Here is a 23,778-nt window from a genome sequence, read left to right as displayed (position 1 = left end):
GCCTTACTCTTCGCTCCCCTGACGCCAGGTCCCTCTTATTACCTGGCGCACTCAAACCGCATCCTTCTGCTCAATTCACTGGTTCGTCGTCACACCCGAGTTGCCGATATTGACCGTGATGGGCGGCGGCGCCGGCGGCGCCGGCGGATGTCTGTAGTTCTCGCCAACAATAGCAGCGCGCGTGCCGTCACCTTCGATCTTCGTGTTCTTTGAAGCCGGGTTGAGCGTGTCGACCGTCTGCAGCAGCGAGTTGAACTTCTGCGTGTCGCCGGCGGCCAAGGTCACCGTATCGTAGTTGTTCAGATAGTCCGCGGCGCAGCCTGACAGCGCGCTGGCGCACAGGGTGAGGATCAAGAGGCTATTTTTTGACATAGATCATCTTGTCCTTCGATTTGAAGTCGAGCATGTGGCCATAGGGGCCGGTGACGCCGTCGCCTGATTCATATTTCCGGATCATGTCCTTGTTCACCTCGAGCTGGCCCAGCACGAAGAATTCCGGGTCGTTGGCCGGCCGCGTCTTGTCGAACGGCGTCGCCAGTTGCTCGCCGGGCTTCACCGGCCGCACGAGATGCGGCGTGACGATGACCACCAGCTCGGTTTCTTCCTTCTGGTTGCTTGAACTGCGAAACAGCGTTCCGATAACCGGCACCTGGCCGAGCCATGGCACCTGGTCCTGGAGCTTGGTGGTCTTGCTCGACAGAAGGCCGCCGAGCGCGAAGCTCTGGCCGTCGCGCAATTCGACGACGGTTTCCAGCTTGCGGTTGGTGAAGATCGGATCGCCGGCGGTGGTGAAGCCGGTCAGGTCGCTAACCTCCGGCGCCAGCCGCATGTGGATCTTGCCGTCGTCGAGTACGACTGGCGTGAACACCAGATTGACGCCGAATTGCTTGTACGTGATGAAGATCTGGCCATCCTTGTCGAGAGTGCGGATAGGGACTTCGCCGCCGGCGTTGAAGCTGGCTTCCTCGCCCGAAAGCGTGGTTAGGTTCGGGTTCGCGAGCATGCGCACCGCGCCCTTGGACTCCAGCGCCTCGATGATCAGATCGACCTTGATGTTGTTGTCGATAACGCGGGTGATCAGGGCTCCGAAGGGAGTGGAGTTGGACAGGAGGCCGCTGAGCAGTTCGCCTGGCCCGAGCACGATATTGTCCTTGTCGACGGCAGCAACACCAGTACCCGTACGGGTCGTGCCTCTGCTGTTGGTGCTCTTGATCGACACGCCGAGGTCGCGGCCGGTGTTACGCTTGGCTTCCAGCACGCGCACTTCCAGATTGACCTGCTGGCTGTCGTCGACGACGACGGAGTTGATGATGGCATCGGGGCCATATTGCTGCGCCACTTCCATGATCGCCGCCAGCGTGGCGCCGTCCTTGACGTGCCCCCCAAGCCTGACCCTGCCGTTGACCGAACCGACTTCGATGCGCGACTTTGGCGCCACCTGGCGGATCGCCTGCGCCATGTCGCTGACGTCGACGCCGACCTCGATCTGGATGACGCCGAGCGAGCGCTTGTCCGTGGAGAAGAGATTGACCGTGGTGGTGCCTGCGCCCTTGCCGATGACATAGAGTGTGCGGTCGGTCATCGGCTGGGCATCGGCGATCTTCTCGTCGCCGACGACGATGTCACCCAGATTGGCATTCACTTGGATCGTTACCGATTGCGACATCGGCAGGAAGATCTTGTGGACGCTGGGGTTCGACACGTCGATGAAGCGGTCTGCGGCGTGAGCCGCGAGGCTCAACGACAGCAACGTACAGAAACCGGCTAGAACGGCGGCGGCCAGTGATCCCCAGAATACGCGCATCTACACTACCCCCTCGCCGGCTGATTCGGACTCCAGATATCCTAGTATGCCGGTCTTACTTTTGTCGCGGCACATCATATGTTTCGAGCTTTATACCTCGAAACACACCGACTGTCGCGCGCGCCGGTGGTTCCGGCTGCACATATTTGACCACTTCCTTCACAACTTCTTTCACCTGCGGCGCAGAAGCCACAGCCGGAGCGGGCTTCACCTTGCTCAGATCGTCGAGCTTGCTCCCCACTCGGTCGACTGCCTTGGTCAACCCCGCAAGCTTGTCGTCCGCGCGCTGACGTTCGGCCGCGGCAGCAGCGTCGTCTGCAGCCTGCTTGTCCAGCTCGGCTTGCCTTTTGGCGACGTCAGCCGGCGTTTCCCCGGTCAGGTCGGAAAGCGTCACGCGTTCGTTTGTCTCGCCCTTGCTGGCCGCTGCCTGACGAAGCGCCAGGGATAGCTGGCCCGCGCCAGCCGCCAGGGTCAGTTTCTGTGCGTCCTTGGTGCTGACTTCGACCGTCACCGCTTTGACCACGGTCGGGCTTTCCTTGCTTTCGTCGGCGACCTGGTCGATGGCGAGCACCTTCACGCTCTGCAAAAGTACATCGACAAAACTCTGATCCACGCCGTCGGGATTGCGCAGGGTGCGCGTCAACAGCACGTCAACCCGGTCGCCTGGGAACACAAATCCGGCAACGCCGAGCACGTCGTTGACCCGGATGGAAACGGCTTTCATACCTTCGCCGAGCACCGCCGATAGCGTGGCGCGCTGGCCAGGACCGGTAATTTTGGTGGCGAGGACAGGTTCGTTGGCGCCGATCGCCTGCAGCGCCTGTTTGGGGTCGCCGGTCAGGAGTTCCTTGGTCGTCTTGAAGGCGCCGGCCGGGACCGAGCCCGCAGGCCATGCGACTTCACGCAATTTGTCGGCCGACAGCGTGTCGCCGAACTTCAGCCCCACCGCGGCAACGACGACCGTATCGGCCTGGACGCCCTCCGCGCTCGCCATCGCGCTGCGCTGGCTGGCCAGCCAGATATTGATGAGAACCACCGCAAGCACGCCGAACACACCGGCGAGTACGATCATGATGATTGTGTTGCCACGCATAGCCCAAGCCCCAAACCCAAGGGCGGGAAGTCGCCCGCCGCGACTGGATTCAGGCCCGGATCGGATAGATCCGGGCCTGAAGCATTTTGATTAGCTGCCGACGCCCGCGCCGCAGGTGCCGATACCGCTGCCCTGCATCGCCGTGCAGAGGCCGGTGAAGCGACCGTTCACCCACAGGCCGATGCCGACGATGATGAGGATTGCCGCGCCGGCGATGATGCCGACCAGGATAGAATATTCGACCATGGCAGCGCCGTTTTCGTCGTCGCGGAACTGCCGGGCCATCGTCATGAGCTTCTTCATGCCAATTTCTCCCTTTGGAGGTTTGAACCCGACGAGACGAGCCAAGGATGAAATCCATACCCGAGCATCCCCCGTCATCTCAATCCTTGTCCCGCTAAAAAGCAGAGTCAAATGGGATTAACAGTTCCTTAACCTTCCAATACCTGGTCGGAAGGCAGGATAGTTTTTCCAAGAGCTTGATTCAATTAATTTTTCAACCGCCTTAACCATTCATTCACAATTTGGCCATACATCCGAATTCGGTATCACTAAATTAGCTAATATGCATAATCCTTTATATATAAGGGCTTACGAGGGGGCTTCGACCCGGCCCAGCTCATTACAATCGTTCATGTTCCGTGAGCGAGAGGTCGATTGCCGGGTCTTGGCGTGTCGCCAAATAAAAACGATTTTTTTTGACCCCCTGTCCTTAACTATGTCACAAGTATTGTCCATTCGGTGGAGGGTTCGGCGCTTGTGCCTTCCGTGGTTAACGCTTAGTTTCCAGGCAGGGGAATTTTCGGGGGACTTGGCGAGATGTTGGGCCGCTTCATAAAAGGACAGAGTGAGACACGGGCGCAACTGCAGCCGGTAGCAGTGACGCCCAGCGTTCCGTCTCCGGCGACGGACGCCACCGAAGGCGGCACCGATTTCCTGACCCTCAAGGTCGAGCTTCACCGCCATTTGATTGACCGCTTCAACCTCGCCGTCCTCGAAACAGCGTCCAAGGACGAAATCCTGAATGAGATCCGTCCGATCGTGCGCGAGTTCGTGCGCAGCCGAAACGTGCCGCTGAATGCGCGCGAGCTCGATCAACTGACAAGCGACACCGCCGATGAAATGCTCGGGCTGGGCCCGATCGAGCCGCTGCTCAAGGATGACTCCATCGCTGACATTCTGATCAACACCCATAATCGGGTCTTTATCGAGCGGCGTGGCGTGATCGAGGAAACCGCAATACGGTTCCGCGACGAGGCGCACCTGCTGCGTATCATAAACAAGATTGTCTCTGCCATCGGCCGCCGGGTCGACGAATCCGCGCCGATGGTCGATGCCCGACTGGCAGACGGTTCGCGCGTCAACATCGCGGTGCGGCCGATCTCGGTCGATGGCCCGCTGGTGTCGATCCGCAAATTCTCCAAGCATCCCTATTCGCTTGAGCGCCTGATCGCGTTCAACTCGATCCGCCCGCCGATGGTCGATCTGTTGCGGATTGCCGTGCAGGCGCGCAAATCGATCCTGGTTTCGGGAGGCACCGGCAGCGGCAAGACGACCTTGCTCAACGCCCTGTCGAGCTACATCCCTTCGAAAGAACGCCTGATCACCATCGAGGATGCGGCGGAACTGCAATTGCAGCAGCCGCATGTCGGGCGGCTGGAGACGCGTCCGCCCAATGTCGAAGGCAAAGGCGAGGTTCGCCAGCGCGAACTGCTGAAGAACGCGCTGCGCATGCGGCCCGATCGCATCATCGTCGGCGAAGTACGCGGCGAGGAAGCCTTCGACATGCTGCAGGCGATGAACACCGGCCATGAAGGCTCGATGACCACAATCCATGCCAACACGCCGCGCGACGCGATATCCCGGCTAGAGCAGATGGTCGGTATGGCAGGGATGCCGATGAGCCATGACTCCATTCGCGCGCAGATCGCATCCGCTATCGACATCATCGTGCAAACGCAGCGTCTTTCTGATGGTGGCAGGCGGGTCATCTCCATATCGGAACTGACCGGCATGGAAGGCAACGTCGTCCAGCTTCAGGAAATCTATCATTTCGTTCGTCGTGACGTGACAGCGGACGGCACCATCGTCGGCGATTTTCGAGCGACCGGCGTGCGTCCCCGCTTTGCCCAGGAAGTCGCAACGCTCGGGCATCAGTTTGCCAAGGATGCCTTCAACCCGCAGGTTGCCCTGTAATGCCGACCGGTCAGACGCTGCTTTACTTCATCTATGTACTTGCCGCTGCGTCGGTGATCCTCGCCGCCGAAACCTTTTACATGGCTTATGCCGCGCGGCGCGCTCGAGCCGGCACGATCAACCGGCGTCTCGCGCGCCTTGCGGAGGAAGCCCCGGCAGAGCAGACCTTGCAGGGCCTGTTGCGCGAACGCGGGTTGACGGTCACAGGCGATTATATCTTCGGCATGGTCGCCTTGAACCGGCTCTACACGCAGTCGGGCATCACCGGCAATCCGCTGGCTTTCGCCGCAATGTTCCTGCTGGCGGGATTGGTGCTGGCGCTGGTCCTTCCATTGATCTTGGGATTTTCGTTCACAGTAGGACTCCTCGCGTTTTTGCTTGTGGGATTCGCCCTGCCGCTTCTCGTTCTTCGGCGCGCACGCAACAAGCGTATCGTGAAATTCGCTGCCCAACTCCCCGATGCGCTCGACATGATCGTCCGTTCATTGCGAGCCGGGCACCCGACGACAGTGGCTATCACGCTTGTGGCGCGTGAAATGCCCGACCCGCTCGGCACCGAATTCGGCATTGTTTCCGACGAAATCACTTTCGGCCTCAGCCTGGAAAATGCCGTGCGGAAACTTTCGCAACGTGTTGGGTTCGAAGGCCTTCACCTGCTCTCCGTTTCGCTGTCAATTCAAGCCAAGACCGGCGGCAACCTCACCGAGATCCTGGCCAATCTCTCATCCGTGCTGCGCGAGCGACAGAAACTGCGCCTGAAAATCCGGGCACTGTCGGCCGAGGGCAGGATGTCGGCATGGATCATTTCGCTGTTTCCGGTGGTCATGCTTGCCCTGCTGATGGTTATCGCGCCGAGCTACTATGGGGATATTTGGAACAGTCCCCTGCTCATGCCGGCGTTCGTGCTCTTCGGACTCTGGGCGCTGCTTGGTGACTTCATCATGTACCGAATGGTCAACTTCGATTTCTGACAGGAGCGAACCATAAACCTGTTCTCAAATACCCAGGATCTGGGCCTTCTGGTTTCCATCGCTGTGTTCCTGGCGGCAATGGCGCTGTTCCTGTTCGGCGCGCTGGTTTTTCGGCCTGCCTTGCAGACGCGAAAGCTGGTCACGCAAAACCTGCTGTCTGAAGGGATCGCCAGCCGTCGGTCGTTGGTTGGCCAGGAACAACTCGCCAAGATATCGGCGCAACGACCGGTCGATGCCTACTTCCGCTCAGTCGAGAAAGAGCGAGGCGAGCCTAACGCTCTCGAAGCCAAGCTCTTTCGTGCCGGATTTTACCAGGCGAGCGCGCCGCTTTTCTATACCCTGTCCCGAATAGGGGCTGTCGCTGTCGGCTTTCTGGGAGTGTATACCGGCTTGCTTGCAGTGGTCCCGCCGGGAATTCCGGGGGTTCTTGTATTCGCGGTTTCCGCGCTGTTCGGCCTCGCTTGTCTGGTTATTCCGAGTGTCGCGCTGGATCGTTTCGAGAATGCCAAGAAGGAAACCTATCGCCGGGGTTTTCCCGACTTCATGGACATGATGATCACCTGCGCCGATGCCGGCATGAGCCTGGAGGCCGCCGTGGAGCGGGTGAGCCAGGAACTGGCTGGCACGCACAAATGGCTGGGGATACAGCTTTCGATCATGAATCTGCAGTTGCGCGCCGGCAAGCCGTTGCGTGAGGCCCTCCGGGATCTTTCCGACCGTCTTGGCCTCGATGAGGCGAGGGCACTTTCGGTATTGTTCCGCCAATCGGAGGAACTCGGCACCAGCCTGACGGATGCCCTGCGAGTCTACAGCGACGAGATGCGCGGCAAGAGAATTCTCAGGGCAGAGGAAAAGGGCAACGCGCTTCCGGTCAAGATGATGATCCCGCTCGGGGTCTGCGTTTTTCCGGTGGTCTTGATGATTGTCCTGTTACCGATCATTATCCGCATGAAGGGGATTTTCTTTTAGTTTTGTGTATGCTTTGGTCCTAATGTGAGTCGGGGGACCCTCGAGGGGAACTGCATGAAGAGGCTTATCGCTGTCGCAGCCTGCCTGTTGACGGTCGCGCTGGCCGGCTGCCAGACAGACCCCGCTGACGGTGTCGTTCGCACCAACGAGCCGTCGAAAGGCGACGTAACGTCCTTTGGCGATGCTTTCGACGGGCTGAAGACGGTCGCCGATGTCGAATATCACGCCTCGGACCAGGCCGTAGCCGAAGCCAAGAACCAGTTCCGCGCAGAAAACTACGGCAATGCCGGCGCCTTGTTCTTCAAGGCGACGCAACTGTCGCCCAATGACGGCAACGCGTGGATGGGGTTGGCTGCCTGCAGCGACCGGATCCACCGCTTCGATCTCGCCGACCGGGCCTATGCCCGAGCCCTCAAGCTGGTTGGCCCGACGGCGGAATATTACAACAATGTCGGCTATTCCTACCTGCTGCGCGGCAAGCTGCAGGACGCACGCAGCAATTTCCTCAAGGCTTACGAACTGGCGCCCAAAGACCCGACTGTCGCCAACAATCTGAAGCTGCTGTCATCCAGCGTGCAGAATATCGAGCGCTAGCATGCTGCTGGTCGAATCGCTGCTGCTGAAAGCGCTCGCGATCCCACTGTTGGCCAGAATAGGCTGGCTCGACTTCACCACCCAGAAGATCGCCAACCGCGACGTGCTGTTGCTGCTCTGCCTGGGGGCGGGGGGCCTGCTACTGCTGTCGCTCCAAACCGGATCGTGGTGGGAGATGGGGCTGAGCGGCCTTGCCGCGCTTTTGCTGTTCGTTGTGCTGTTCCCGTTCTGGGCGCTGCGCAAGGTCGGGGCAGGCGATGTCAAGCTGCTGGCGGTGGTGCCCTTCCTGATAAGCGGCGGCGATCTCGCGGTGTTTTCGGTGCTGCTCCTGGTTTTCGCCCTCGCCACGGCGGTGATCGTAAAGAACCCGCTCCTGCTGCCTGCGGGCGCTTTTCGGCTCATTATCCAGCATTTGGACCGCAAGGGGGTGGTGCCATTCGGAGTGCCGATCTCGATGGCCGCGATCTGTACGATAGCGTTCCTGATCTACAAAAGTTTGGTGATGACGACCAACTCTGGAATCCTCGATCAGCTCAACTGAACCTCGAAGTCTGTTTCACTGTTGGAAACGCGCCATTTTTGCCTGATGGGCCGGCGGCATTCCATGTGCAAATGCAGGGCTTGGAGATGATAGCCAGCAAAATGGCCGTATACCTCTATATTAGCTTGTGCTAACGTAAAGAGGTCGCAGCCCAAAACACCCCAAACGACCCCCCGGTGCTGCGATTACCGAGCGCCGGCAAACATGCGCTCACGAGACTCTCCAGTTGCCGGCGCTCGGTCCCCGCGGGGTGACGACGCGGGCGTTGCAGCAACGCTCTCCGCCGCGTGAGTCTCGTTTTGCAATTTTGACAGACAAAGATCCGTCATAGCGCGCCGCCGAGGCATATTAGTTCATGCTTGCATTGATGTCCAAAAACTGGAACTGTTCGTGCGGGGTAGAAATCATGCGATAGGGCGAAAGACAACCGGGTCGATGCTTCCCGGAATCTTTCGAGGGCGAATGTATTTTCCACAGTTTCTGGTGGGAGCAACGGCGGCGTTGGCCGTCATCTTTGGCTGGATCTACAGCGTCACGGGCTCGTTTTGGGTCTCGTTCGCGTGGACAGTCATCAGCGCCGTCGTGCTGCAGGTGGGGTATTTCGCCTGCCTGCTCGTCATGATTTTCCGCCGCGTCGATGAAGCGACCGATGCCGATCGAGCGGTTCAGAAGAAGCCCGACGGAGCGTCTCCCGCCAAACACGACGGTATCTCCTTCTAAGGCAATCCCGGAGGGAAACCGTTTCACACCCTCCGGAATAGCTCCAACTCAGTCATGGTTTGTCGTGGGCAAAACCGGGCGGCACAATCGCGAGTTACTTCGCGATGTCTTCACCAAAGTTGTCTTTCATGGCGCGCAGGATGATGACCGCCGAGGCCGCTCCCGGATCCATGTGCCCCAGGGATCGCTCTCCCAGCCGTGCCGCCCTTCCACGGGCTGCGACCATGGATCGTGTCGAATTTGCGCCGGCTTCCGCGGCCTCCAGGATGCTGGCCCACATTTCCCGGCTACCGGCAGCGCGGGCACGTGCACCGGCGGCTGCTTCCGTTGCTGGGATCCAGGCATCCAGCATCGTCTTGTCGCCGCGCTGGCCTTTGCCGCGCTCCTTGATGCCGGTCGTCATGGCCTCGACGATCGCCGCCTGGTCGGCAGCCGAGAGCCGTTCATCTTGTTTGAGGGCTTGTGCTGCTCTTCGGAACGCCGTCGCATAGAGCGGCCCCGTGGAGGCGCCGACGGCATCGAGAAAGGCCGAGGCGGCAGCGGTGAAAACGTCCGACGCAAGCATGTGGTCGAGGTCGAGCTTGGCCAGCTCGGCGTTCACCGCCATGAAGCCGAGCGACATGGTGATGCCAGCGGCTGCGCGAGAACTGATTCATCTCTGCCCTGATCGCACCCATCACGCGAGCGTACTCCAATCAAGGCGGCAAAATCCTGCTGCCAGTATGTCAAAGTTAATAGACGAAGACATTAGCTTGTTCTAAAATAGGCGCGTGCTGTCCTGGGGGTGGTGGGCAGGCAAGCATAGGGCCGTCGTTTGTAGGAAAACGACGGCCTTTCCTTTCGACTGCTACCTGGCTTCAGGCTTTTGTCGGCGGGCAAAATGCTCATACGTGATTTGCCAGGGGTCGCTCTCGAAAGAGCTTTCCTCGCCGATCCAATGGAAGCTGTCGGCAGTGATCTCGGTGGAAGCGCCATCGGGTTTTCAAACCGCGCGGGTCATTGCCGAGCTGGACGATGTCCTTACCCTCGGCCCGCCCGATCTGGCGCGAGTGATCCTGGTTGAGCGGGTCATTCCATAGGATGTGCCAGCCATCGATCCCAGGATCGAAGATGCGCAATGTCGTGCCATACATCGTTGACGGCGCAGGCCGCTTGGGCCTGATCCAGACGTCCGGAATCGCGCGGCCTCCGCGCACCCAGCCAAAATGGCATTCTCCATTCCATTTCTGGATTGTGCCGTCGTCGAGGTGGTGGACCGTATCCATTTCCCAGCTTCCAACTTGCAGCGTTTGCGGTGCCTGGGGCTTGGGGAAATTGCTATAATTACTGTGGAGCCACAGCGATCGCGTCGATCTCAACCAGCATGCGCAGCTTCGCCATATCCGCGAAGGATAGGCCATTTGGCTTAATTGCGAGATTGCTAATATGCCGATAGCTTGATCGTCGCTGGTCCCTCGAAGCCCCAGCCGGCCGGCACGGCCCAGCGCCACCCCGAAGGTTGCTACCGTGCCGGCCAACCAAGGTGGCTGCCGTTCCTCACTTCGATCGGATTTAGCGTGGTTGGCCCGCGCCAAGTGCGACAGCTGCTAAGCGGTCTTGCGTTTCGGCGAGGCGGTCTTCTTAGGTGTCCCCAACCCTTCCTGTTTGAGGCTCTTTTTCAACACCTCGGCCAGGTTGATGACGTTCTCTTTCGGCTTCGGCGCTGGCTTCGGCGGCTGCTTACCCTTGCGTTTCGCTTCGATCATGGCAATCAGCGCATCTTCGTAGGTGTCCTCGAACTTGGAAGGATCGAAAGTCGTCACCTTCTTGTCGATGAGCATGCCGGCGATTTCGAGCAGTTCGGGATCATATTTCTGCGTCTTCAAGCCATCGAACACGCTGTCCTGCGAGACCATTTCATTGTGGTTGCGCAACTCGGTCATCACCATGCCCTTGCCATAGGGCTGGATCAGAACCTCGCGGCCGCGCCGATACAGCACGACGCAGGATCGTGCAGCGACGCCCTTGTTCTTCATGGCATCGCGGATCACGCTATAGGCCTCCACAGCGGCGCCATCGGACGGAATCAGATAGTAGGGTTTCTCCAGATAGCGCGTATCGATCTCGTCAATCGACACGAACTCGCCGACCTCGAGCGTATGTTTTGAGGTCAGCTTGAGCGCCTTGATGTCGTCAGGCTGGATCTGGAGGAACTCATCCTTTTCGACCTCGAAGCCCTTCACCTGGTCTTCCGCGTCGACCGGCTTTCCAGTCTCCTCGTCGGCGTAGACGCTTTTGACCGGAAGACCATCCTTGCGGTTCAATATCCTGAAATGAACCTTCGATGCCTCGCTGGTGGCGCCGACGACCTTCACGCCGCAGGACACCGAACCAACCTTCAAAAAACCCTTCCAGGCAGCACGCGGCGCGACCATTTTGCTCATCCTGTTTCCAGTCAGGGCAAACGGGTTTCCGTGCAAATCGTTCCTCCGGCTTGGCCGCCGGGATCCGCAAAACCGCACGAGCCTGCGGGGTGCGTTGGCTGGCTCTTCGTGGATGTTACCGTCTATTCGACGTCGCCGCCGCCGACCCTGTCGGGCTTTATCCGGGCAGATGCTTGTTGCAGGGCTTCGCGTTGGGCCCTGAGCTTTGCGGTCTTCGTTTCTCGGGCTGAGCGCTCGAGGTCGATAATCTCCTTCGAAATCCGGTCAGCTTGCGCGCGCAGCTGATACGGGTCACGCATTCTCCGTTTCGCCATTCAAACCTCCAGACGAGAGATTTCCCGGGCTCTTAAATCGCCTGAGTGCTGGATGGTTCCGATCGCCACGATGAGACGCGACCAATGTTCAAATCGTACATACACGAGATCGATCTCGACTCCGACTTTGCCTTCAGGGAGACTGCTGCTGGGAGGAAGCTCGATGCGGCCATTGCCACGCAACGTCGATGCCGATGCGGTGCTGGCGATCGGCGCCTACCTTGACGATCAGGCACATTCCGTCCCGATATCCATTCGCGGCAGTATTGATGAGGTTCGCAAGCGAACCGGTACGAGCTTGTCCGACCGTCAATTGGAGGAGATCATCATCGAAAGTGCCGCAGCCAGACGTCTAGCGGTGTTGCTTGACGTTGGCCAAGCCAAGGGCGACGGCAGGCTTCCCTGACAGGTCCGCAATGCCTATCTCTACGCAACGAGCAACGCGGGCGGCACAAATTGGCGCAACGATCGGGAAGTGCTGATCTTCCACTGCATGGCGGTCGCGTGCCCAAATGGCTCGGAGATCGCATGACGCGCCTTGGCGCGGTGATGTGCGAGGCGATCATCCATCACTATGGTCGCACCGAATTGCTGCGCCGTCTGGCACACCCGTTCTGGTTCCAGTCTTTCGGCGCGGTGATGGGGATGGACTGGCATTCCTCCGGCATCACGACAAGCGTTGTCGGCGCCCTGAAACGGGGCCTGTCTCCACTCTCCGGCGAACTCGGTATCCATGTCTGTGGCGGGCGCGGCACCCATTCGCGCAAGACCCCGCATGAACTGGCACTGATCGGCGAGCGCGTCGGCTTCGACGGAACGGGGCTGGCCAAGGCCAGTCGGCTGGTCGCCAAGGTCGATAGCGCCGCCGTCCAGGACGGCTTCGATCTCTATCTTCATGGCTTCATCGTCACCGACGATGGCGACTGGGTCGTGGTACAACAAGGCATGAACGGCGACAGCAAGGTGGCGCGTCGCTATCACTGGCTGTCCGAGGGGCTGACGAGCTTTGTCGACCAGCCACATGCCGCGATCGAAGGCGCCAATCAGGGCGAGATCGTCAATCTGACCGACCGGCGCGCCGATGCTTCGCGTCATGGCCAACTGGAGCTGCTGCGGGATCTGGGACCCGATCGCATCGTGAAAGAGTTTGCCTTGCTTGAGCATGGCTCGCCACCCGCTCCCGCGCAGCCCCTGCTGCCGCATCTGATTATGCCGGCCCATCATGACGTCCGCGAAAGCGATGTCGTCATGCGCCGCCTGCACGGCAATATCGCCGCCGCCGTCGAACGCGGGCCTGCGGATTTTCCGGAGCTGCTCTTGGTGCCAGGCGTTGGTGCCCGCACCGTGCGTGCATTGGCGATGGTGGCCGAGGTCGTGCACGGCGCGCCATGCCGGTTCTCGGACCCCGGCCGGTTCTCGCTAGCGCATGGCGGCAAAGACAGACACCCGTTCCCCGTGCCGCTGAAAGTCTATGACGAGACGATCGGCGTGCTGAAATCGGCCGTTCAAAAGGCGAACCTAGGCCGCACCGAGGAAATCGACGCATTGAGACGGTTGGACAACCAGTCGCGCCAGGTCGAGCGCTATGTCACCGGTCCCAGCCTGAAGGAAATCGTGGCAGGTGAGTTCGACCAGTCGCACATGCTGGGCGGACGCAGTGTTTTCGGATGGGAACCACCGCCGCAAGCGCAGTCTGTTAGAGCCGGCAACAAGGAATGAACTCAGCCGAAGGCTTCCATCCCCGGCTTTGAAATTCTTTGCGAAGGCTCCAACAAGGAGCCGGAGCCTTCGCGTTTTGCGGGATTTCAATAGAAGCGGATCCAGTAGGATCGGCGGAAGCATCTCCGGCGCCAGCGGCCTCGACGCCAATAGCGACGGCAAACCACGCGCCATCCACGACGCCGCCTCCATACACGCCGCCGCCTCCATCGATAGTACTGCACGGGTTCGACGTCATTCTGGCTGTCAGGACCCGGCTCCACAAGGTCGTCTACCGGCTTGTCCAGTTCATCGAGAATGCCATTCCCAGTGCTCGGGATGCCAGCCACCGCCCTCACGGGGCGAGCTACGGTGACCACGGCCGCAGCGCCCGCCAATCCTAACATTCCAGTCAGAAACAATCGCCGATCCATGCCAACCTCCATCGTTGATCAATGCGACAATGGAGGAAATAGAGCAGTTGGTTGAGGCGCCTAGATGCCGAGCTAAATCTGTTTAAAAACCCAAAATCGGTATTGGTCGAGATTCACGGTGGTAAGAATTTGCGAGCTGGGCGATGAAGATTTCAACGCCGCGCCCGCCAAAAGCAGTCGCGCCGGAGATCGTCAGATGGCGGGAACTCCCGGTAAAGGCCAAGACCGATCTACATGGCTCTATTTCACGCCGATGCCGGCAGTCAGGCCTCCATCGATTTTATAGTCCGCGCCGGTGCAGAATCCGGCTTTGGCCGAACAGAGAAAAGCGATGAGTTCTGCCACCTCCTCCGGCTCGCCGATGCGCCCGATGGGATGCGTTTCGCCGAAGCGCTTGTAGGCGGCTTCGACATCGGCATCGGTGCCATTCTCGCCGCGTGCTGCCTTTTCCAGGATCGGGGTGCGGATCGAGCCCGGGCTGACGGAGTTGACGCGGATTCCCTGGCGTGCGTAGTCGAGCGCCAGCGAGCGCGTCAGGGTATGGATCGCCCCCTTGGTCGTCGCATAGGCGGCGACATTCTGCTGGCAAGCGTGACCCTGCACCGAAGCCACGTTGACGATGGAGCCGCCGCCCCGCCGGATCATTTCCGGGATGCCGAAATGCGCGGTCAGGTAGATCGAGCCGACATTGACCGACATTGCCTTGTTCCAGGTCTCGAAATCGGTGCTGGTAGCGGTTCCGTATGGATGGACCGCCGCCGAATTGACGATGATATCGAGGCCACCGAACCGCTCGACGCCGGCCGCGACCGCATCGCGAACCTGATCCGGCACAGAGACGTCGGTGCCTATGACCAGCACGCCTGGCCCGGAGCTTTCCAGTTGCGCTTGCATCGCCGCGTTGGCCGCGCGGTCGATGCCACAGGCGATGATCGCGGCACCTCCTGCCGCAAGGCGTATAGCACTTGCGAGGCCAATCCCGGTCGTACCCGTCACCAGAGCGACCTTGCCGTCGAAATCCTTCATTGCGGCTACTCCGTTATTTGCTGTGGCCCTTAATGCATGTCGCCCAAAACTGGCCCCGGTTTTGGGGGCAACGACATGCATAAAAACAAGGACCTAAAGCGCGTCGCCTGAATCCGCTCAAACGCGACGCGCTTTGGTTTGACAGTCGTTGCGGTCCAACAATAGGTTGCCGTCCTCGCAGAAGGAAAGCCGTAATGGAACAATGCTGGCGCTGGTATGGACCGGACGACCCGGTGACGCTCGATCATGTCAGGCAGGCAGGTGCGACGGGTATCGTATCGGCGCTGCACGACATCTATGACGGGCGCGCCTGGCCGCTCGAGAACATTCTGGAGCGCCAGCGGATCATCGAGGCGGCAGGGCTGACCTGGTCGGTCGTCGAGAGCATTCCCGTCCACAATTCCTTCAAGATCGGTGCGCCGGAGCGCGAGCGCTACGCAGGCTACTATCGCGACACGATCCGCGCCCTTGCCAAGGCCGGGATCACAACGGTCTGTTACAATTTCATGCCTGTGGTCGACTGGACCCGCACAGATCTGGCCTATCGGCTTCCGACGACGGGCTACGCCCTGCGTTTCGATGCAATCGATTTCGCGGCCTACGACCTGTTCGTGCTGAAACGCAGGAATGCTGAGGCCAGCTACAGCGCCGCCCGCATCGCCGAGGCGGAAACACGGCTGAAGGAATTGAGCGACGAGAAGATCGACAGGATCGAGCGCAACCTCATCGCCGGCCTGCCGGCGACCGAGCGCAGCTACGACCGTGACAGTTTTCGCGAGGCCCTGGCGGACTACGATGCTATCGGTCCGAAGGAATTGCGCGACAACCTTGCCTGGTTCCTGCGCGAGATCATTCCGGTGGCCGAGCAGGAAGGGGTGCGCATGTGCATCCATCCTGACGATCCGCCCTTCTCGCTCTATGGCCTGCCGCGCATCGTTTCGACCGCCGCGGATGCGCGTTTCATCCTCAACGCCGTCGACAGCCCCGCCAATGGTTTGACGTTCTGCACCGGCTCGTACGGGACGCGCGCCGACAACGACATCGTCGCCATGGTCAAGGAATTCGCCGACCGCATCCATTTCGCCCATCTGCGCAACATCACCATCGAGGAGGACGGGTCGTTCTATGAAGCCGAGCATCTCGAGGGCGGCACCGACATGGCGCATGTCATCCTCGCTCTGATGCAGGAAGAGGCGCGCCGCAGCAGGGAAGGCCGCGCCGACTGGCGCATCCCCATGCGCCCCGATCACGGCCACCTGCTTGCCGACGATATCGGCAAGACCAGGATCAATCCCGGCTACTCGCTGATCGGCCGGCTGAAAGGCCTCGCCGAACTGCGCGGCATCATGCGCGCCGTGGAGACGTTCGGCCTGGCTTGAAGTCATCAGACAGGCTGGCCTGAGAAGGGATCCGGGCGCAACAGCCAACCTGCTCGGGTCTTCGGTCTCTGATCGATGTCTCGTCGCATTGTGCATGGAACATCCCTTTGGGAATATTATTTTGCCCTCGGGTCACAATATGCAGCGCTGACTTTCTTCTGTTGGTGCCGAGATTGGGGTGCCCATTGCTTTGATCGGCTGCACCTGCGTGGCACCCTTGGATGCACGATCCACGCCTCGAATGCTTGCCGATGGTCGCTCCTACTTCTCCTCGGCAAGGGCGGAGAAAAGAAGGAACCTGCCCATGCCCAGAATTGTGCCGGTACTCGATCTGAGCCGTCTCGAACAAGGAGCGTCCGAGCATCGCACCTTTCTCCTGGACCTGCGCACGGCGGCCCGGGACGTCGGCTTCTTCTATCTCAGCGGTCACGGAATTTCGGCGTCGGAGACCGATGAAGTGCTTGATGCCTCACGCCGGTTCTTCGCCTTGCCGGAGGCCGACAAGCTGGCGATCGAAATGGTCAAGTCCTCGCAGTTTCGCGGCTACACCCGCGCCGGCGGTGAACTGACCAGGGGCGCCGCCGACTGGCGTGAACAACTCGACATCGGCGTCGAGCGCCAGCCCATCCCACAAGGGCCGGGAATTGCGCCTTGGACACGGCTGCAAGGACCGAACCAATGGCCGTCGGCACTGCCCGATCTCAAGTCGGCGCTGCTGGCATGGCAGACCAGGGCTATGGCTGTCGCGATCCGGCTGCTGAAAGCCTTCGCGCTGTCGCTCGATCAGCCCGAGGACGCCTTCGACGCGATCTACAGGGACTCGCCCAACCATCGCATGAAGATCGTGCGTTACCCCGGACGTAACGCGACGGATGGCGACCAGGGTGTCGGCGCGCACAAGGATGGCGGCTTCCTGACGCTGCTGCTGCAGGACGACAACAAGGGGCTGCAAGTTGAATATGACGGAAGCTGGGTGAATGTGGACCCGCTCCCCGGAACGCTTGTCGTCAACATTGGCGAACTGCTCGAACTGGCGTCGAATGGCTATCTGCGCGCCACCGTTCACCGCGTCGTGACGCCGTCTGCCGGCGTCGAGCGGATTTCCGTTCCCTTCTTCTTCAGCGCGCGGCTGGATGCGACGATACCGCTGCTGAATTTGCCCGAGGAGCTGGCGGCCGAGGCACGCGGACCGGCAAGCGACCCGGACAACCCGTTGTTCCGCGACGTCGGCACCAATGTCCTGAAAAGCCGTCTGCGTTCGCATCCCGACGTGGCGCGCCGCCACTATGCCGATCTTCTCCAGACGGGAGCGGTGCGCCCGTAAAGCCAAATGCATGTCGCCACACAAGAGGCCCCGGCTTTGGGAGCTCGACATGCATAGGCAAAACCTCAATGCCGAACAGATTTTCGCCATTTTGCCTGTTCTTTGGAACGTCATTCGTCGCCAAGTCGCGGAAATAAGCTCAAACAGGTAAAATCGTTCGGCGGTTTCCTCCCATTCCGCTGAGCGGTGTTCCCCTCTGAAGGTTTGAACCTTCTTTTGGCCGGGCCGCATTCGCGCCCGGCCATTTTTTATGCCGCGGTCGTGGATCGCAAAACGGAATTGCTGCAAAAACCGGGCGCGGCGCAACGGAATACCTTCCCGGGTTGATCGGACAGGCCGATCCTAACGATCAGGATTCGAGCGATGGCGCTCGACCATATTGATCGGTCGGAACGATTTCCATGACACAGAAACAATTGCGGCTTGGCGCTTTCATGCGCCCCGTCAGCCTGCACACCGGCGCCTGGCGCTATCCGGGCGCCTGTCCCGACGCCAATTTCAATTTCGCGCATCTGAAGCGCTTCGCCCAGACCCTGGAGGCGGCGAAGTTCGACGCTTTCTTCATGGCAGACCATCTGGCCGTCCTCAACATGCCGATCGAGGCACTGCGGCGCAGCCACACGGTTACGTCGTTCGAGCCGTTCACGCTGCTGTCGGCGCTGGCGGCCGTCACCGATCATATCGGGCTGGTCGCAACCGCATCGACGACGTTCGACGCGCCTTACCACATCGCCCGCCGCTTCGCTTCGCTGGACCATATCAGCGGCGGCCGCGCCGGCTGGAACATCGTCACCACATCCAACCCCGATGCGGCGCTCAACTTCGGCCTCGACGAACATGTCGAGCATGGCGAGCGCTATAGGCGGGCACGGGAATTCTATGATGTCGTGACCGGCCTGTGGGACAGCTTCGCTGACGATGCCTTCATCCGCGACGCTGAAAGCGGTCTTTATTTCGATCCTTCCAGATTGCATGTGCTCGATCACAAGGGCGAGCATCTCTCGGTGCGCGGGCCGCTCAACATCGCCCGGCCAATCCAGGGCTGGCCGGTCATCGTCCAGGCCGGCGCGTCGGAGGCAGGGCGGCAACTGGCGGCAGAGACGGCGGAAGTCATTTTCGCCGCGCATGCCGATCTCGCCGCCGGCCAAAGTTTCTTCGCCGACGTCAAAAGCCGTGCGGAGAAACTCGGCCGCTCGCGCGACGACATCAAGATCCTGCCCGGCGCCTTTGTCGTCGTCGGTGACAGTGTCGAGGACGCGCAGGCCAGGCGGGCGAAGCTCGACAGCCTCGTCTACTACGAGAGCGGCATCGCCTCGCTGTCGATCGCGCTCGGGCAAGATGCATCCGGTTTTGATCCGGACGCGGCCTTGCCCGAAATCCCCGAAACCAATGCCAGCAAGAGCGGCCGCGAGCGTGTCATCGAACTGGCGCGCAAGGAGGACCTGACCGTCAGGCAGCTTGCCCAGAGGCTGGGTGGCTATTCCGGCCTTGCTTTCGTCGGTACGCCTCAAACAATCGCCGACGAAATGGAGGAATGGCTGGTCACCGAGGGCTCCGACGGGTTCAACATCATGTTTCCCTATCTGCCCGCCGGGCTCGACGACTTTGTCGAGAGGGTCGTGCCCGAACTGCAGCGACGTGGGATCTTCAGGCGGCAGTACGAGGGAACGACGTTGCGCGAGAATCTTGGCCTGAAGCGGCCGCCCAACCGGTTTTTCGAATAGCGTGTTCTTGACAACGAGGTCGTCCCCAAATGTCAGCCGAGACAAACACCCGCATCGTGCTTGCAGCGCGACCGCAAGGCCGGCCGAAGCCAAGCGATTTTCGTATCGAGACGGTTGAGATTGTCGAGCCGGCGGAGGACGAACTCCTCCTGCAGATCCTCTACCTGTCGCTTGATCCCTATATGCGCGGGCGGATGAACGACGCCAAATCCTATGCCAAGGCGGTGGAGATCGACGGCGTGATGGAAGGCGGCACCGTTGCGCGAGTCGTCAGATCCCGCCATGCCGGCTTCGCTGAAGGCGATGTCGTCCTGTCGCACTCGGGATGGCAGAGCTCTGCCCTGTCCGACGGCGTCGGGCTGCGCAAGCTCGATCCCGCGGCGGCGCCCGTCACCACGGCACTCGGCGTGCTCGGCATGCCTGGCTTCACCGCCTATGCCGGCCTGCTCACGATCGGACAGCCAAAGCCTGGCGAGACGGTCGTCGTGGCGGCGGCCAGCGGCGCGGTCGGGTCAGCCGTTGGACAGATCGCGCGCATCAAGGGCGCGCGTGCGGTCGGCATCGCCGGCGGCGCTGACAAATGCGCTTTCGTGCGGCAGGAACTCGGCTTCGATGCGGTCGTCGATCACCGTGCCGATGATTTTGCCGCGCAGCTCAAGGCGGCCTGCCCTGATGGCATCGACATCTATTTCGAGAATGTCGGCGGCCCTGTCTGGGATGCGGTGTTCCCGCTGCTGAACGATTTTGCCCGCGTGCCGGTCTGCGGGTTGATCGCGCAATACAATGTCATCGCAGAGTCCGACATCGATCGGCTACCGACGCTGATGCAGCAGGTGCTCCACCGAAGCCTGACGATCAGGGGATTCATCCAGCGTGAATTCGTCGACCAGCGCCCGGCATTCTACCGCGACATGGCCGACTGGATAGCATCCGGCCGCATTCGGTACCGGGAAGATATCGTGGATGGAATAGAGAACGCTCCGCGAGCCTTCCTTGGCCTTCTCGAGGGCAAGAATTTCGGCAAGCTCATCGTGCGGGTCGCCGGAAGTCGCTGAGGGCTCTGCCCAACAGGATTTCGGGCATTGCGAATCAAGAAATGGTCGCTCATTCCTTGACCCGCATGGATACTCTAATTGTTGAGGCCCCCATCGGGCTCGGCGTTCATGAAAGAACCGTCCAATAGTCGAGCGCTTTCAACTGCTCGACGCCATCCAGCACCATGCTGCCTGCGACATAGACGATGACCGCAAGGCCGAGCCAGCCGATCCAGCGATGCCTGGCCAGCAGCGCCGCCACCAGCGTCGAGGCGACCGCCATCAGAACCACCGACAGGATGAGGCCGAAGACCAGCGCATCCATGTCGTCGCTGGCAGCACCGGCCACGGCGAGCACATTGTCCAACGACATCGAAACGTCGGCAACGACGATCTGCACGATCGCTGTGCGCAGCGCCTTGGCCGGTCGTGTCGCCGCAAGGAAAGCCACGGTCGGATCGGCGTCTGCACCGTCCCCGTCATCGGCGTCGCCGGCGGATCGCAATTCCCCGAACATGTTCCAGCAGACCCAGAACAACAGCAGGCCGCCGACCAGCATGATGCCCGGGATCGCCAGCAACTGCACGGCCACCACGGCAAAGACGATGCGGATGACAGCCGCAGCGGCGATGCCGGCGATGATCGCCTTCTGCCGCAGCGCCTTTGCCAGGCCCGCGGCCGCCATGCCGATCACCACGACATTGTCGCCCGACAGAACGAGATTGATGGTGATGACTTCCAGATAGGCTGTGATCGTCGCCTGATCGATCCCAAGGGACATCCGGTAAGCTTCCCTGTCGTTCGCAGTTTTCCTGCCCTAGGCAGGACTCAGCAAGACGAGTGGATCCTACCATGCATATGGGGCTTCGCTTCCGGCAAGATTGGGGTGGCCCGTTGCCACCGCACCTCGTGCTGCGGCAGCGTCAATGGCGGTATGAACTCCAGCACATTATCGGCTTGGACGCAGCGGCGGCATTCGCTACGCCGTTCTCGATGCGCATGATCCGGTCGTGTCTCGGTTTGAAGGCTCGCTGGTCGCGATCCGGGCCGAACTCCTATATACTTACCGCAAAGCATGGGGAGATTTCATTCCATATGCCGTCCAGACTGCCCGGATGCGCCGAGGCAGGGACCACGCGGACGGTATAGAGAGCGCTTTGCCGAGAAATAACGGAGGTGTGGGCAATGGCTCAAGACATGCCCGTTCAACCAATTCGCCGCGATCTCCTCCTTGGAAGCTGGCGGATGACGTCTTGGATGACGAGAGATGTTTCGACCGGGGAGCGGCAGCCAGCCCTGGGTCAGGAACCTCATGGCATCGTCATCTATACACCTGAGCGCGTCATTTTTTTTATCCTTAGGAACGATCGCAATCGGCCGCAGCGTTTGCCGCCATCCGACGAAGAGAAGATCGCGTTGTTCGATTCGATGTTCGCCTATTCGGGCAGCTACACGGTTGAGGCGGATCGAGTGGTCCATCATGTCGACATGAGCTGGAATGAAACATGGAGTGGCACGGAACAGGTGCGGTTCTGCAAAGTCGACGGACATACGCTGACTTACACCTCGCCTCCCGCCCAAAATCCGTTCGACGGGCGCGAGATTATTCACGAAGTGACTTATGCGCGAGAGAAATGACCCTGGGTCGATCTGCCTCTCAGGTCTCTGCATTGTCCGTATCGCAAAATTTCAAACTGAGACACTAGCTGATTGCGAGCAGAGTCGACATTGCATGAGGATGTCACTATATACCGGCGGCTTCGACCCGCGCGCCTGAGGGTAGCGCCGCCGAAGCGACTGTAAATGTGTTACGGATTGCGCCATCTATTGTGACGAAATCGGCTAGGAAACCGGAAAAAAGCAAATAGAAACAGTGGCGCAAAGCTGGGCGTGATCCCGGCCAACGGTACCGACCCCTCAGAAACAGAATGCTCTTGACCCCTCGATTTCCTTTGACGCTGTGGACCTTGGACAAGATCGGCTTGCCGGTTGGCGACGACTCGGTTCGTATGGGAGCATGCATCCTTTGCGGGGTGTCGGCGTTTATGATTACCAACCGGCTTTGCCGCCAGGGAACAGCAGTATGAGTGAACACGCGATCGAATTCTTGCGGGGATGGATTGGCGAAAAGGTCCACTGCCAGTCATCCCACGCCAGGATCGACAAGCAGGCCGAGACTCTGGCCAAGGAATGCGCTGCCAAGGCGGCAGAGGTAGGCATCCCCCTGGAGGATATCCAGGAAGAGGTCGGCGACATTCAGGAACTGATCGCCTCCCGGCTCGAGGAAGCGGCCGAGGCCGACGAGAACCAGCAGGCGCCCAGCAAAGCAGCGGAATAGCCGCTTAGAGCAATTCAAGGGAAACCGTCTGAAACGCGGGCTATTCGGCCCGCGTCTTTGTATCAGTCATCCCCTCGGCCAAATTTCTCTTTCAGCCACACTTTCGGCAACGCCGGCACGAAATTGCCGTCGCGTCCGCTCATGTCGTCATTGGCGACCAAGGCGTTGAGGATCGATTCCTCCACGGACTGGATCACCGCATCGAAAAACGGATCGATGTCGGTGTCGGGAACAAAATCGGCGCTGGCGATGCGGCCGGATGGTGCCAGCGCCGCGCTCGCATTGGCGGTCGAGAAGGCGATAAAGATGTCGCCTGAACTGTGATAGCCGAAGCCGCCAGTCATGGCGACGCCAAGCGGCACGCGCCGCGCCAGCCGCTTCATCTGGTGCGGCAAGAGCGGCGCGTCGGTGGCGATGACGGCGATGATCGAGCCCTTTTCGGCGCGCGGCGTGCCCTGCCGGATCGCCGGCTCGGCAAGCTCCGGCCCGGCGCGCAGACCGCGAACCGTAAAATTGTGCCGCTTGCCGAAATTCGACTGCACGAAGGCGCCGACCGTGTAGGCGCGGCCTTGCCATTCGACGATGCGTGACGCGGTGCCGGACCCGGCCTTGAAGCCGAAGGTGATCATCCCCGTGCCGCCGCCGACGCTGCCTTCCTCGATCGGTCCGCTGGCCGCATCGTCAAGTGCCTGCGCAACATGCTCTGATGTCAAATGGTGGCCGTTGATGTCGTTGAGGAAGCCGTCATAGGTCTCCGCCGCCACCGGCAGGCCCCAGCCGCTGTCGAGTGCCGCCGGCAGTACCCTTTGCATCCAGCGCAGCGTGCCATCGCGTGAAACACCGCAGGAATGCGTGTTGGTGATGGTGATCGGGAAGTTGAATGCGCCGGTTTCCTCGACGATGTGCGAGCCGGTCAGTTCGCCATTGCCGTTCTGGCTGAAGATACCGGCAAAGACCGGTGTGGCAAGATCGGCGCGCGGCCGGGGCAGGATCGCGGTGACGCCGGTACGCACCGGTCCCTGGCCGACGACGAGTGCACCATCGCCCGAAATCAGCGTCGTGTAACCGACGGCGACGCCCGGCACATCGGTGATCGCGTTGAACGGACCGGGTGTGCCGTCGAAACCGATGCCGAAACGCCGCGCGCGCGGCTTGCCGGAAGGCGTTGCCAGATGGTTCGGATTGTCGGTCATGAT

General features: G+C 60.6%; 24 protein-coding genes and 1 pseudogene. 14 read left to right on the top strand and 11 right to left on the bottom strand.

The genetic code is table 11. The features are described from left to right. Positions 1-75: 75 nt before the first annotated feature. The 4 genes from AC1DZU_RS29475 to AC1DZU_RS29460 form a co-directional block, all read right to left on the bottom strand. The gene (locus tag AC1DZU_RS29475) at positions 76-372 is read right to left on the bottom strand and encodes a hypothetical protein (protein WP_477290187.1); all 297 of its coding nucleotides are present in this window, start codon (positions 370-372) and stop codon (positions 76-78) included. Then, a complete protein-coding gene (locus tag AC1DZU_RS29470) occupies positions 359-1,804 on the bottom strand; it encodes a type II and III secretion system protein family protein (RefSeq protein WP_477290185.1) in 1,446 nt (481 codons plus the stop codon). The genes AC1DZU_RS29475 and AC1DZU_RS29470 overlap by 14 nt, the downstream gene beginning before the upstream one ends. A 55-nt stretch (positions 1,805-1,859) precedes the next feature. Beyond that, positions 1,860-2,897: a Flp pilus assembly protein CpaB gene (gene cpaB / locus AC1DZU_RS29465; RefSeq protein WP_477290183.1), complete on the bottom strand. Its 1,038-nt coding sequence runs from the start codon at positions 2,895-2,897 to the stop codon at positions 1,860-1,862. A gap of 90 nt (positions 2,898-2,987) precedes the next feature. Further along, positions 2,988-3,200 (bottom strand): Flp family type IVb pilin, encoded by a 213-nt coding sequence (locus AC1DZU_RS29460; RefSeq protein WP_477290181.1) that lies wholly within the window; start codon positions 3,198-3,200, stop codon positions 2,988-2,990. Between the two features lie 516 nt (positions 3,201-3,716). Between AC1DZU_RS29460 and AC1DZU_RS29455 the strand changes: the two genes are divergently transcribed. The 6 genes from AC1DZU_RS29455 (at position 3,717) to AC1DZU_RS29430 (ending at position 8,888) form a co-directional block, all read left to right on the top strand. Further along, positions 3,717-5,093: a CpaF family protein gene (locus tag AC1DZU_RS29455; RefSeq protein ID WP_477290179.1), complete on the top strand. Its 1,377-nt coding sequence runs from the start codon at positions 3,717-3,719 to the stop codon at positions 5,091-5,093. Between the two features lie 53 nt (positions 5,094-5,146). Further along, entirely contained in the window at positions 5,147-6,064 is a 918-nt protein-coding gene (locus AC1DZU_RS29450; protein WP_477290177.1) for a type II secretion system F family protein, read from the top strand. Between the two features lie 78 nt (positions 6,065-6,142). After that, positions 6,143-7,033, top strand: a complete 891-nt coding sequence (locus AC1DZU_RS29445; protein WP_477290175.1) for a type II secretion system F family protein — start codon at positions 6,143-6,145, stop codon at positions 7,031-7,033. A 54-nt stretch (positions 7,034-7,087) separates the two neighbouring features. Next, positions 7,088-7,627, top strand: coding sequence for a tetratricopeptide repeat protein (locus tag AC1DZU_RS29440; RefSeq protein WP_477290173.1), 540 nt, complete (start codon positions 7,088-7,090; stop codon positions 7,625-7,627). A 1-nt stretch (position 7,628) separates the two neighbouring features. Beyond that, complete coding sequence (locus tag AC1DZU_RS29435) at positions 7,629-8,168, top strand: prepilin peptidase (protein WP_477290171.1); 540 nt, start codon at positions 7,629-7,631, stop codon at positions 8,166-8,168. A gap of 435 nt (positions 8,169-8,603) precedes the next feature. Continuing rightward, positions 8,604-8,888 (top strand): exopolysaccharide production repressor protein, encoded by a 285-nt coding sequence (locus tag AC1DZU_RS29430; protein ID WP_184872005.1) that lies wholly within the window; start codon positions 8,604-8,606, stop codon positions 8,886-8,888. A 94-nt stretch (positions 8,889-8,982) separates the two neighbouring features. Here the strand turns inward: AC1DZU_RS29430 and dhaL are convergent. The 4 genes and pseudogenes from dhaL to AC1DZU_RS29410 all read right to left on the bottom strand — a co-directional run. Continuing rightward, positions 8,983-9,519, bottom strand: a pseudogene (gene dhaL, locus AC1DZU_RS29425) (dihydroxyacetone kinase subunit DhaL); the annotation flags it as partial. Positions 9,520-9,772: 253 nt separating this feature from the next. Then, entirely contained in the window at positions 9,773-10,153 is a 381-nt protein-coding gene (locus AC1DZU_RS29420; protein WP_477290169.1) for a hypothetical protein, read from the bottom strand. A gap of 321 nt (positions 10,154-10,474) precedes the next feature. Next, the gene (gene ku, locus AC1DZU_RS29415) at positions 10,475-11,311 is read right to left on the bottom strand and encodes a non-homologous end joining protein Ku (RefSeq protein WP_477290167.1); all 837 of its coding nucleotides are present in this window, start codon (positions 11,309-11,311) and stop codon (positions 10,475-10,477) included. Positions 11,312-11,433: 122 nt separating this feature from the next. Then, positions 11,434-11,610: a hypothetical protein gene (locus AC1DZU_RS29410; protein ID WP_477290165.1), complete on the bottom strand. Its 177-nt coding sequence runs from the start codon at positions 11,608-11,610 to the stop codon at positions 11,434-11,436. 187 nt (positions 11,611-11,797) lie between these two features. Between AC1DZU_RS29410 and AC1DZU_RS29405 the strand changes: the two genes are divergently transcribed. Both AC1DZU_RS29405 and AC1DZU_RS29400 read left to right on the top strand, forming a co-directional pair. After that, positions 11,798-12,031: a hypothetical protein gene (locus AC1DZU_RS29405; protein WP_477290163.1), complete on the top strand. Its 234-nt coding sequence runs from the start codon at positions 11,798-11,800 to the stop codon at positions 12,029-12,031. Positions 12,032-12,081: 50 nt separating this feature from the next. Then, complete coding sequence (locus AC1DZU_RS29400) at positions 12,082-13,344, top strand: DUF763 domain-containing protein (protein WP_477290161.1); 1,263 nt, start codon at positions 12,082-12,084, stop codon at positions 13,342-13,344. A 653-nt stretch (positions 13,345-13,997) separates the two neighbouring features. Here AC1DZU_RS29400 and AC1DZU_RS29395 read toward each other — a convergent pair. Then, positions 13,998-14,783 carry an SDR family NAD(P)-dependent oxidoreductase gene (locus AC1DZU_RS29395; RefSeq protein WP_477290159.1) on the bottom strand — a complete coding sequence of 262 codons (786 nt, stop codon included), beginning with the start codon at positions 14,781-14,783 and terminating at the stop codon, positions 13,998-14,000. 194 nt (positions 14,784-14,977) lie between these two features. On the opposite strand from AC1DZU_RS29395, the gene uxuA reads away from it, so the two are divergent. The 4 genes from uxuA (at position 14,978) to AC1DZU_RS29375 (ending at position 20,265) form a co-directional block, all read left to right on the top strand. Further along, positions 14,978-16,162, top strand: a complete 1,185-nt coding sequence (uxuA, locus tag AC1DZU_RS29390) for a mannonate dehydratase (RefSeq protein WP_477290157.1) — start codon at positions 14,978-14,980, stop codon at positions 16,160-16,162. A 304-nt stretch (positions 16,163-16,466) separates the two neighbouring features. Continuing rightward, positions 16,467-17,486, top strand: coding sequence for an isopenicillin N synthase family dioxygenase (locus AC1DZU_RS29385; protein ID WP_477290155.1), 1,020 nt, complete (start codon positions 16,467-16,469; stop codon positions 17,484-17,486). A 401-nt stretch (positions 17,487-17,887) separates the two neighbouring features. Next, positions 17,888-19,210 carry an LLM class flavin-dependent oxidoreductase gene (locus AC1DZU_RS29380; RefSeq protein ID WP_477290153.1) on the top strand — a complete coding sequence of 441 codons (1,323 nt, stop codon included), beginning with the start codon at positions 17,888-17,890 and terminating at the stop codon, positions 19,208-19,210. Between the two features lie 29 nt (positions 19,211-19,239). Continuing rightward, a complete protein-coding gene (locus AC1DZU_RS29375) occupies positions 19,240-20,265 on the top strand; it encodes an NADP-dependent oxidoreductase (protein WP_477290151.1) in 1,026 nt (341 codons plus the stop codon). A gap of 106 nt (positions 20,266-20,371) precedes the next feature. Here AC1DZU_RS29375 and AC1DZU_RS29370 read toward each other — a convergent pair whose 3' ends face one another. Next, entirely contained in the window at positions 20,372-21,025 is a 654-nt protein-coding gene (locus AC1DZU_RS29370; protein WP_477290149.1) for a YjbE family putative metal transport protein, read from the bottom strand. Positions 21,026-21,429: 404 nt separating this feature from the next. On the opposite strand from AC1DZU_RS29370, the gene AC1DZU_RS29365 reads away from it, so the two are divergent. Further along, positions 21,430-21,882, top strand: a complete 453-nt coding sequence (locus AC1DZU_RS29365; protein WP_477290147.1) for a lipocalin-like domain-containing protein — start codon at positions 21,430-21,432, stop codon at positions 21,880-21,882. A 445-nt stretch (positions 21,883-22,327) separates the two neighbouring features. Beyond that, the gene (locus tag AC1DZU_RS29360) at positions 22,328-22,582 is read left to right on the top strand and encodes a hypothetical protein (protein ID WP_477225521.1); all 255 of its coding nucleotides are present in this window, start codon (positions 22,328-22,330) and stop codon (positions 22,580-22,582) included. A gap of 62 nt (positions 22,583-22,644) precedes the next feature. Here the strand turns inward: AC1DZU_RS29360 and AC1DZU_RS29355 are convergent, their stop codons facing one another. Next, positions 22,645-23,775 (bottom strand): DmpA family aminopeptidase, encoded by a 1,131-nt coding sequence (locus AC1DZU_RS29355; protein ID WP_477290145.1) that lies wholly within the window; start codon positions 23,773-23,775, stop codon positions 22,645-22,647. Positions 23,776-23,778 lie beyond the last annotated feature (3 nt).

Source organism: Mesorhizobium sp. P2_A12, assembly GCF_056405075.1.
This window is presented reverse-complemented; position numbering and strand designations above follow the sequence as displayed.